Source organism: Chitinophaga rhizophila, assembly GCF_019492185.1.
GTDB lineage: Bacteria > Bacteroidota > Bacteroidia > Chitinophagales > Chitinophagaceae > Chitinophaga > Chitinophaga rhizophila.
Genome location: NZ_JAICCF010000001.1, coordinates 701,328 through 712,528 on the forward strand (window position 1 = coordinate 701,328; position 11,201 = coordinate 712,528).

Here is an 11,201-nt window from a genome sequence, read left to right on the forward strand (position 1 = left end):
GAATCAAGGCAGGCTCTGAAATTTTATACGCAATTTATTATTTGATATCTTTCAGCATTTCAGTCACCGCTGCTTCCAGCTGGTTGTCTTTACCTGTCAGTCCATCTTCATAACGAAGAGGCACCCGGATGTCTGGCTCCAGCTGCAGGTTCTCCAAAGGACGGTCAGTAGTTCTTCCAATCACACCCACCATCGGGATACCGAATACCAGCGACTGATCAATCTGCCGTTCCCACCATACTGCCGTTCCCGTACCTGGTACTGGCATACCGATCAATTTACCCAGGTTATCCTGTTTGTAAATGAAAGGGAAGATGTGTGCGTCACTGTAGTTGCCTTCACCCATCAGCACACAGCTTGGTCTGGTCCAGCGGGTCTGCGGCTCCCATGCTTTTGTACGATAGCCCTGCGGTGCGAAGTTCATATAAGCTTTACCGCTGAGGAAGTTGTACAGGTCATCATGCAGCCAACCACCGCCATTAAAGCGGGTATCAACAATCAGCGCCTGTTTTTCCCTGTTTTTACCCATTACCTCATCATATACAGAGCGGTAGCTTGCATCATTCATACCCTGCACGTGTACATATCCTACTTTACCGCCGCTCAGTTTATCTACCATATTGCGCATATTAGTTACCCAGCGCTTGTACAGCAGATTACCTTCTTCACCGCCGGAAATAGGTTTTACCGACTCATCCCAGCGTCTGCCTGTAGCAGGGTCGAAGAGGCTAACCAATATATTGGAGCCTGACTTACGGTTTAGTAATATTGCCCAGTCTTTCTGTGCAGAGATAGTTTCACCATCAATCCGCTCGATGATGTTACCTTTCTTCAGTTTACTGAATGCTTTGTCAAACGGTCCGCCAGGTATTACTTCATCTACTTTCAGGCCGTTACCGGTAAAGGTCTCGTCATACAATAAGCCTAATGCAGCTGTATTGTCGCCATCAGAGCGTCCACTTGCGAAACGCCCCCCTGTGTGAGATGCATTCAGTTCTCCCAGCAGCTCGCTCAATAATTCCTGGAAGTCGTAGTTGTTACTGATATATGGCAGGAAACGTTCGTAATTCTTCGCATACATTTCCCAGTCAATCTTCTTAAGTGTGCCCGGATCATAGAACTTGTCTACTACCTGCTTCCAGGCATGTTCATAAATATAACGGCGCTCTGCCTCCTGGTCCAGTACAAACTCAGTACTGATGGTCACAGGAGTGATCTTACCTGAAGTGGCATCTACTTTCACTACACTGCCACGATTGCTGACAAACAGTGTATTACCGTCCTTGCTCAGTACGATACTACCCGGAGTACCACCCAGTTTAGCCAGTAGCTTTGTTTCACCGGTTCTGGGTTCTGTTGTCCACAGGTCGTATCCCTTCTCAAATGAAGCGGTGTAGAAGATCTTGCTGGCGTCGTTGTTAATCACATAATCGCTGATAGAGGCACTGTTCAGCGTAAAGCGTACAATACGTGCATCCAGGTTGGTAAAATCAGGAGTATATGGCTTCTTAAGTGTAGCAGTGTCTTTCTTTGCTGCGGAGCTGTCCTTGCCTGCTTTCTTTGCATTATCCTCTTTTTCCTTCAGCAGGTTGAAGTCGTCTTTGGACAGGTTAAATCTGTCAAAAGCTTCCTGGTCAAAGAATACACCAAAGACATCCACCTCTCTGCTTCCCTGGCGTGCCAGCGACCGGCGGCCATACCGATCACTCTCCCATGTCATGATCTTACCGTCAGCACTCCATTTGGAATTACGCTCGCCAAAGCCGCTCAACACAGGGTAGATTGTCTGCCCTTTCCCATCTGCTGGGATGATAGCGGCATTGGATACATTAAAATATCCCTGGTGATCTGCTGTCAGTACCCATTTACTATCAGGGCTCCATACAAATTCCCAGTCTCCGTCAGAGTAGGAGAAGTTACGGCCTGCTGGTAGCAGAGTACGGCTTTTCTTTGATGCGATATTAAATACGCGGAGTACATTACGGTCTTCCACATAGGCAATCTCTTTTCCATCAGGCGAGAATACCGGCTGAAATTCTTCCGCTTCTGTAGCGATAAGCGGTTCTTCCTTCAGCAGCGTGGAAGCAAAGAAATATGGCTCTTCCCCGCGTATAATGGTAGACTGATAAATATCCCAGTTACCATTCCTTTCAGCTGCATATATCAGCTTCTTTCCATCGGGAGACCACGCTACAGAACGTTCCTGTTGTGGGGTATTGGTAATACGTTTGGTCAGGTTGCCCTCTACGCTGGTCACGAAGATCTCCCCGCGCGCTACGAATGCCATTTCCTTTCCGTCAGGCCGCATCGCAAATTCGGTTACGTTACCGCTGACAGGAATAGGTTTCGTTACTGCAGAACGGCCATCGTTGAATATCTGAACCGCCAGTTTCTTTGGCTGCTGGCCTTCTTTTAAAGTATAAATTTCTCCGTTCCAGGTGAAGCAAAGCAGGTTGTCATCTGACTTGGATAGATGACGTACCGGGTGCTTCTCAAAACGGGTCAGTTGCTGCATCTTGTTCTTGTCGGTAGTAGAAGCCCTGAATATGTTCTGCGCAATGCCGCCTTTCTCACTCAGGTAATACACGTCATTGTCGTTGGCGAACAGTGGCTCACGGTCTTCCCCCTCATAGCCTGAGATCTGCTGGTAACGCTTTCCGGCGATATCATATACCCAGATATCGCGGGTAACAGCTGATACGTGATGCTTACGCCACGGATCTTCATAACCCTTACGGTCCTGGAAAATGATCTGGGTACCTTTGGCATTATAACGTGCAGACTCTGCACCGGCAGCAGTGATCAATAGCGGGCGGCCACCGGTTACAGGTACCGTGTACAGGTTGGCAAACAGGCTGGAACTGAACCTTACGCTGGAGGCAGGGGCATTACGGGCACTGCCGAAAAGCACCTGTTTGCTATCAGGCGTGAAGTCGTACGGGTAATCATTAGCGCTGTTGAAGGTGAGGCGTACAGGTGTACCGCCTGTTGCGGGCATGACAAATACATCGAAGTTGCCATAGCGGTCACTGGCAAAAGCCAGGTGCTTTCCGTCGTGACTCCAGACTGGCATCATGTCCTGTGCTTCATGTATGGTAACAGGAACAGCCACACCGCCGTTGGCATCAACGCGGTAGATGTCTCCTTTATAACCGAAGGCGATGGTTTTACCATCCGGAGAGATAGCGGGATATCGTAACCATTGTGCGGCTTCCTGTGCATGGCTCAGGCCATAGGTACAGCACATTGTAAGTGCAAGTAGTAGTTTTCTCATAAATAGGCGGCTGTTATTTCGCTTCTCAATATAGGAAATGCAACCGCTTATTTATAAACGTAATTGATAAAAGGCGCGCTGTCCTGATGACTTACCTATGGTCAGGACTTTCCATGGCGTGCCACGCTGTGCTTGCGCCCATAGCCAAAATAAATGGCAAATCCGATCAGCAGCCATACAATTAATCTTATCCAGGTATCCAGCGGCAGCGAAAACATCATCAGCAGGCAGGTCAGAATACCCAGGATAGGCACCACCGGCACCCATGGTGTCTTAAATGCTCTAGGCAGATCAGGTTGTTCCCTGCGAAGGATAATCACAGCCAGGCATACCATTACAAAGGCCAGCAGCGTACCAATACTGGTCATCTCTCCTACTACATGAATAGGTACCAGTCCGGCAAAAAGGCTGATAAACACGCAAAGCACAATATTGGACTTGTAAGGCGTTGCAAAACGGGGATGCAGTACCGAGAATACAGGCGGCAGCAATCCATCTTTACTCATGGAGTAAAATACGCGGGATTGCCCCAGCAGGTCAACCAGTATCACCGAGGTATAACCAATCAGGATGGCTCCGATAACTGCCAGAAACAACCACTCATATGGCGTATGTGCAATGGCTACCGCTACCGGTGCAGCATTGTCCTTAAATTCTGTATAATGTGCCAGTCCGGTCATCACATAACCAAACAATACAAACAAGATCGTACAAATGATCAGCGAACCAAGTATACCAATCGGCATGTTCCGCTTCGGGTTTTTAGTCTCCTGTGCCATCGTAGCTACAATGTCAAAGCCAATGAAAACAAAAAACACGACCCCGGCCCCACGCAGTATACCACTCAGACCAAAATGACCAAATTCCCCGGTATTCTCCGGGATAAAAGGCTGATAGTTCTGCGGATTAATATAATTCCAGCCCAGTGCAATGAACACCAATACCACGCTGATCTTCAATGCCACAACAATCGCATTGAATAAGGCGGAACCTCTCGTACCGAAAATGATAATAGACGTAATGAAGACGATAATCAGTACAGCAGGCAGATTGATAAACCCATGTATCAATGTACCATCTGCCAGCTTCACAGTCTCAAAGGGTGATGTTACCAGCTGCGCCGGCAGGTGTATGTCAAATTTATTCAGGAAACTAACCAGGTATCTGGACCAGCTGATACCAACAGTTGCAGCGCCGACAGAATACTCCAGCACCAGGTCCCATCCAATGATCCAGGCAAACAACTCTCCCATGGTGGCATATGCATACGTATACGCGCTACCCGCTACCGGCACCATAGAGGCCAGTTCCGCATAACAGAGTGCACTGAAGGCACAACCTACCGCTGCTAATACAAAAGAAAGGATGACTGCCGGACCTGTATTATTAGCCGCTGCAATACCTGTAAGTGAAAACAGGCCTGCGCCTATGATCACCCCAATCCCTATGGCAACGAGATTAATACCGCCCAGATTACGCTTTAATGAATTGGCCCCGCTTTGTGCAGCTTCCTGCTGCAAACTCTCTATCGATTTTCTTATCACAGGTAAAGTTGGTTTGGCTGCAAAGGTAATCGGTTAACAGTACCCTACAAAATTAATAGGATTTATCATGACACTGCGCTGACTAAAATTATTTTGATTCTGTTAACAACTCATTAACCATATCAATCGACCTCTTTTATATCTTAGACCATATATTTCATAGGTATAGGGATATCAGACAGCTGCTCTTTATAGGGCGGCTTATCTTTTTTTAGGCCCTTATGATCCCACCCTCATCAGTTTTATAATTATATAATCTCTTCACCCGCAACACGTTCAGCCCGCATACCACTCTATTTACTGTTTCTGCCACCGCTTTACCATACCCCGCTCCTGCTGTATCCATCACCTTACCGCCCATCCGGTAATGAATGTCCGTACCTCCCATATATATAAATCCCCTTTCAACATTTATGACCATTACCGGAGAATACGCAGTTTTATACTGTGCATATTACGGGTATGACTAACAGCGTTATAACGGCTTTTCCGCTGAAGCTTCTTTTTTTCTAACTTTAGATACATGATACAAGAAGAAGGCCCTCTTACCAATGAAGATATCCGGCTCCTGAAAACGGCAGGAAGAATTACGGGTATACGATGGCTGCTACTACTGCTGTTCTCCGCTATTACGCTCATACTTGCAGCCCTGCTGCTAATGGCAGTATGCGCAAGAAAGTCTGGTATATATATACCGGTATCCGTAGCATCCTGTATCAACCTGATTGTTTGCCTGTTTATGTGGCGTAGTGCCCTGAAGATGAGAAACCGTAGCAGAATCGGTCTGAAAAGCGGCAAAAAGAGGCTGATACGCGCCCGCCTCAAAACAGTCCTTGCCTCCAACAAAGGCGAGCTCCAATACATCACCCATAATCATGAAATCATTGATGCCCGGGCTGCCCTTCCTGACAGAAGCTTTTTCTATGAACAACGCAGTACCTATCACCAGACGGCCATCAGCAATATCTCCGGACTAACTAATTACGAAGTCGTATTACATATCAGCCTCGAAGGCAACATCCTGCTGAAAGCAGAATATCCCCATTCCAACTACCGCGAAACAACCGGCCGCATCACCACCGATGATCTGCAGCTCATGAAAGAGAAGCAATCTACCCTGGTTAAGCTGTTCCTTACCGGGTGTACCGGCCTGGCCCTTATGCTGCTGTTAGGGGGTATTGCCAAAGGCAACTACGTCAATCTTTATGTACTCATCGCTGCAGTATACCTTACCTTCTTCCTGCTGGCTATGCCGGCCTACTATGTATACAACAGCTATACCCGCGCTGAAAGCAAGATCATTATCCGGGGGAAGGTTACTGAGATCATCTCTACTATCCGGCCTAACCTGGGCACCGGTGATGTATATTACCGTATCGGCGAAAAGCTGTTCCTGGTAAGGCCCATCGAAAACCTCGGTACCAGGGTGCTGCCTGGTAATGAAGTAGAACTACACTTCGTCCGGAAAGCGAATGGCCGCCCTGGCAGAATGCTGTATGATATCAAATGCCAACGCTGACCAGACCCGCAGCTAATCTATTCTCAGGCTTTTCACCGGATCGGCTACCGCCGCCCTGACCGCATAAAAGCTGACTGTAATCAAAGCTATTACCACCACCCCTAAGGCGGCTCCCCCAAACATCCACCAGCTTAACGACACTCTGTATGGATAGTTCTCCAGCCACTTGTTTCCTGCCATCCAGGCTACCGGTATAGCCACCACCAGGGATATCAGTACCAGTTTCAGAAAGTCTGCCGACAGGATGGTGACAACCCCGCTCACAGAAGCGCCCAATACTTTCCGGATACCTATTTCCTTTGTTCTCTTTTCTGCGGATAAGACAGAAAGCCCGAAAAGTCCTATACAGGAAATAAAGATCGTCAGCACTGCACTGAACAGGATGATCTGCTTCCATTTCTCCTCCGCTTCATAGTTCCGGCGGTTCTCTTCATTGAGAAACTTATATTCATAAGGGCTCAGTGGGAAATACTTCTTAAATACGCCGGCAATGTGGTGTAAAGCGGCCGTTTCCATACCTGGCTTTATCTTAATAAATGTCTTTCCATATTGATTGCGATGCTTCATGGTGAACAGCTGTGCACCTATCTTCTGGGTCACCGCGTTGAAATGATAGTCTTTCACCACGCCGACCACTGTATATACCTCTCCTTCATTGTACCAGAAATTCACCTGCTGCCCTAATGGCTCTTTCCATCCCGCCTCCTTTACAAATGCTTCATTCACCAATACAGCACGTGTAGAATCTGAAGGAAATGCTTTTGAGAAATTTCTTCCTTTTACAAGGGATACCTTCAGCAATGGCAGATATTTCTCATTAACAGTTTCATATTTGAAGTTCATCTGTTTCTCCCCGTTTACCCGTGCCGTTGTACCCCAGTCTCCCTGATTCTTAAAAGTCACGTCAGCAATAGCCTTTGATTGCATCAGCGCTGCCTCCAAAGGCATTGTACGCTCATATGGTATACGATTGTGTTTTAATACTACCAGGTCACTATCATCATAACCCAGCTGTCTGGTAGTCAGATACCTGAATTGAGAATAGATTGTGATGGTACCTATGATCAGCAGAGAAGCCAGTGTAAACTGTAATACTACCAGTCCTTTCTGCAGATAGTTCTTTCCTGACAATGTAAAACGGTTATACAGCACCTTTACCGGATTATACCCTGACAGTACCAGCGATGGATAAAAGCCGACCAGGAAGCCAGTAAGTACATATAACAGCAGATATCCGCTGACCAACCTCAGGTCAAACAGGTAACTGATGGCCAGCGCTTTGTTGGATAACTCATTAAATACCGGCAACACCAGTTGCACCAGTACCAGCGCTGCCAGGAACGCAGCCGTACTTAACAGGAAAGACTCGCCCATAAACTGCGCTATCAACTGCTGCCGATCACCACCTACGACCTTACGTATACCAATCTCTTTGGCACGCTTCAAAGATCGGGCAATGGTCAGGTTAACAAAATTGATGCAGGCAATCAGTAATATAAATAGTGCTATACCAGACAAGATATAGGAGTAGACAGGATTACTGGCGTCCTTCAGACCGTTATCTGCCCGATAGCGGGTACTAAGATGCATGTCAGCCATGGGCTGTAGCTGATACACTGTCTTACCTAACGCACCATACTGTTTCTCGTGGCTGGCCAGTGCATCGGCGGAATTAGCAGTATAGACTTCCCCCATCCTGCGCTCAACCACCGCCTGGTCTGCGCCAGGTTCAAGCAATACGAAGGTGTTCAGAAAGAAGCTAAACCAGTTATCATTGTTTGCTTCTTCCTGTGCAGATGGCCTGATAGGCAATAATATCTTGAATTTTACCGAAGAATTTTGCGGGGTTTTCTTTGCTACACCGGTAATGGTAAACGGCTTAAACGCCTCATCACGCGCCTTCATCATCATCACCTTACCCAATACATCTGTACTGCCAAACTGCTCCTGCGCTACTTCTTCAGAGATTACTACCGCATCCGGTGCCAGTAACGCTGTTGCCGGATTGCCACTCAGCAATGGAAACGAGAAGACCGAAAAGAATGCCGAATCTACCTGGTGCACCTCCCAGACCTTAATATCAACGCCTTTCTTCACATCCCACATATCACTCTGCACACGCACAAATGCCTTTATTCCCGGTACCTGCGCGGCAAACCGGGGTCCCTGTAAATAGCCGGAATAAGGATTATAATTTTCCTGGCCCCCGTTCGGATCATATTGTATCGAACTGATACGGTAAATATTAGGCAGCTGATCATGAAACCTGTCATAGCTGACCTCATCTTTCACATACAAGATAATCAGCATACCACAGGCCAGTCCTATGCTTAAGCCAAGAATATTAATAACTGAATAAATCTTATTTCTCAGCAGATTCCTGAGCGCTGTCTTGATATAGTTGTTGATCATAAATGGGATAGCTTACAGAACAGATAGTTACAAAAACAATGACAATTTACCCACACAATGGTTATCAATCATTTATAGCAGTACCTATCAGCAGAAATGTCCGCTTTTGATACATGGCTTGTCCGGTTTTAGCTGATCTCCATACATAGCGGCTCGCCACCGGTCCACTCTACTATAGCACTTGTCCACTCCCATCCAGGGATGAACGTATAACGCGGATCAGCAGATCAGCTTATACCCCACTCCCCTGATACTGATAATCTGTATCCCTGGTTCATCCTTCAGTAACTTCCGGATATGGGTCATAAAAACATCCATACTACGGGTATTATAATAGCTATCGTCATTCCAGATCTTTAACAACGCCTCCTGCCTTTCCAGAATGTCGTTCTTACGTATGATCAGCATCTCCAGCAACGCCGACTCCTTAAAAGACAATGTGTTTCTTCCCTTTGATGTCACCAGCACCTGCTGCACCGTATCCAGCGTACAGCTCCCAAACTGGTATCTTGTTTCCTTCTGCTCTGCCGCCCGCTCCCGCCGGCCTGCAAACCGTTGCAGTAGAGCTTCGATACGTACCAGCAGCTCGTCCATACTGAACGGCTTCCTCAGGTAGTCGTTACCCCCTGTCTTAAAACCCTTCACTACGTCTTCTGTCAATGACTTTGCACTCAGAAATATAATAGGTACTTCCTCGTCCATCATCCTGATCTCTTCTGCAATGGTATAACCATCCTTAGAAGGCAACATGATATCCAGCACACAGATATCTGGGCGAAAGCTTTCATAAGCTGACAATGCCTTCTTACCATCGGTGACAAGCATCACCTCATAGCCGCTCGCTTTCAGTCCGTCACTGACTATCCGCGACAAAAAGGGTTCATCTTCTACGTACAATACTTTATAACTCATACTGCTGCCGGTAAATAAATAATAAAATCACTGCCCTTACCTGGTTCACTCTTCAGGGTAACAGTGCCCTGGTGATGCTCAATTATGTTTCTGACATAGTTCAGCCCCAGTCCAGACCCTTTTACATCATGCGTATCTCCGCTGACCGGCACACGGAAAAACCGGTCAAAGATCTTATCGTGGTATAACCTGTCAATACCAGGCCCGTTATCTTTAAAATGCAGCTCTACCTTATCATGTACCAGCGCACAACTAATCTCCAGCTCCAGCGGCTGTACAGCATACTTAATAGCATTTTCCATCAGGTTATAGAAGACGTTGGTAAGATGTACCGGGTCACCATTGACAAAACAAGGCTCCGGCGACAAGGACAGCCTGCATACGGCACCGGCATTGGCCAGCTGCAGTTCCATAGATCGTACCACATCCTGCAGACCGGTCTGCACATCGTACAGCATCGTGTTCATAGGATAGGCTGCATCTTCTTCCCTGCTCAAATTCAGTACTTTTTCTATCATCAGGTTCAGTCGCTGCAACTCATGCCTGCCGATGGCCAGATACTCTTCCAGCTGCTGCGGTTGTTGTACCAGGTTATAACGTGTAATAGATTCCAGCGCCAACGACACCGTCGCAATTGGTGTCTTCAGTTCATGGGTCATATTACTGGTAAAGGCTACCCGCGCATCCGCATACAACCGCTGATTGCGCATCAATTTTATGATAAACAGAAAAGCAGCACAGGTAAGTAATAGCAACAGCACTGCTGATATTACATGGTAGCGCATCTGATACCAGAGATATCCGTTCAGGCTTTCAACAATCAACTGATACTGATGCAGGTAATCCAGGTTGTATGTATACCTGCCGCTGACATACTTACCACCTGCAGGTGCCGGCTTCTCCGGCGTGGTGCCGGTATAGTCATGCAACACGTATCTGAAACCTTTCTCAATACCCATCTTCGCCATCTGCTCAGATACCAGCCGATGCATGTGTACAACAGATATTGAATCAAAACCTGGTACAAGACCGGAAGAATACCGGCGTCTTTTCTGCCTGGCTATTGTACTCTTTGGGTGATAAAACACAAACCTGAACGCAATCAGGGTACTGTCCTCACTATTATCTGCCAGCTCAAATGACTTATACATATTCGGCGCTTTGAGTCCGTCAAAACCTCGCCTTATCAGCCCCCACTCCGGTCCCAGTAAGAAAGGATTCAATGTAGTATCCGTAATACCTACATGTTTTGCACTGTGATACATATTGTCCCGGGCAGCATTGATCACGATCTGCTCTATCTGTTGCTCTGCCTGCGCCCGTTGCGCTGTAAACAACTGCCGCAGCCACGTTACCTGCAGCAGTATGCTGACCAGTACCGAGATGATCACCAGCGGATAAGCGTATTTTGCAGAAAGCCATTTCATATCCCGAAAGTATACATTTTATCAGGTCACACCGCCCATCCCGCGCCGATTTAACTTTATTTAACCGAACTTAACGTTCGTTTACACCCCTTACAGGTACGTTTGCATCATCA

The 11,201-nt window shown here is 47.1% G+C and carries 6 protein-coding genes; 1 reads left to right on the plus strand and 5 read right to left on the minus strand.

Annotation, left to right across the window (positions count from 1 at the left end; all coding sequences use genetic code 11):
- Positions 1–37: 37 nt before the first annotated feature.
- Both K1Y79_RS02625 and K1Y79_RS02630 read right to left on the minus strand, forming a co-directional pair.
- A complete protein-coding gene (locus K1Y79_RS02625; RefSeq protein ID WP_220248446.1) occupies positions 38–3,274 on the minus strand; it encodes a S41 family peptidase in 3,237 nt (1,078 codons plus the stop codon).
- 101 nt (positions 3,275–3,375) lie between these two features.
- Positions 3,376–4,818 carry an amino acid permease gene (locus K1Y79_RS02630; protein WP_220248447.1) on the minus strand — a complete coding sequence of 481 codons (1,443 nt, stop codon included), beginning with the start codon at positions 4,816–4,818 and terminating at the stop codon, positions 3,376–3,378.
- A 523-nt stretch (positions 4,819–5,341) separates the two neighbouring features.
- On the opposite strand from K1Y79_RS02630, the gene K1Y79_RS02635 reads away from it, so the two are divergent.
- On the plus strand, positions 5,342–6,337 hold the full coding sequence (locus K1Y79_RS02635; protein WP_220248448.1) for a hypothetical protein: 996 nt from the start codon (positions 5,342–5,344) through the stop codon (positions 6,335–6,337).
- A gap of 12 nt (positions 6,338–6,349) precedes the next feature.
- Here the strand turns inward: K1Y79_RS02635 and K1Y79_RS02640 are convergent, their stop codons facing one another.
- From K1Y79_RS02640 to K1Y79_RS02650, 3 genes are all read right to left on the minus strand, one after another.
- Positions 6,350–8,749: an ABC transporter permease gene (locus K1Y79_RS02640; protein WP_220248449.1), complete on the minus strand. Its 2,400-nt coding sequence runs from the start codon at positions 8,747–8,749 to the stop codon at positions 6,350–6,352.
- Positions 8,750–8,968: 219 nt separating this feature from the next.
- Complete coding sequence (locus K1Y79_RS02645) at positions 8,969–9,661, minus strand: response regulator transcription factor (protein WP_220248450.1); 693 nt, start codon at positions 9,659–9,661, stop codon at positions 8,969–8,971.
- Positions 9,658–11,088 (minus strand): sensor histidine kinase, encoded by a 1,431-nt coding sequence (locus K1Y79_RS02650; protein WP_220248451.1) that lies wholly within the window; start codon positions 11,086–11,088, stop codon positions 9,658–9,660. The genes K1Y79_RS02645 and K1Y79_RS02650 overlap by 4 nt, the downstream gene beginning before the upstream one ends.
- Positions 11,089–11,201 lie beyond the last annotated feature (113 nt).

Bases quoted from the DNA above. Each gene is read 5' to 3' on its own strand.
- K1Y79_RS02625 (WP_220248446.1), bottom strand. From the start codon at position 3,274: ATGAGAAAACTACTACTTGCACTTACAATGTGCTGTACCTATGGCCTG.
- K1Y79_RS02635 (WP_220248448.1), top strand. From the start codon at position 5,342: ATGATACAAGAAGAAGGCCCTCTTACCAATGAAGATATCCGGCTCCTG.
- K1Y79_RS02640 (WP_220248449.1), bottom strand. From the start codon at position 8,749: ATGATCAACAACTATATCAAGACAGCGCTCAGGAATCTGCTGAGAAAT.
- K1Y79_RS02645 (WP_220248450.1), bottom strand. From the start codon at position 9,661: ATGAGTTATAAAGTATTGTACGTAGAAGATGAACCCTTTTTGTCGCGG.
- K1Y79_RS02650 (WP_220248451.1), bottom strand. From the start codon at position 11,088: ATGAAATGGCTTTCTGCAAAATACGCTTATCCGCTGGTGATCATCTCG.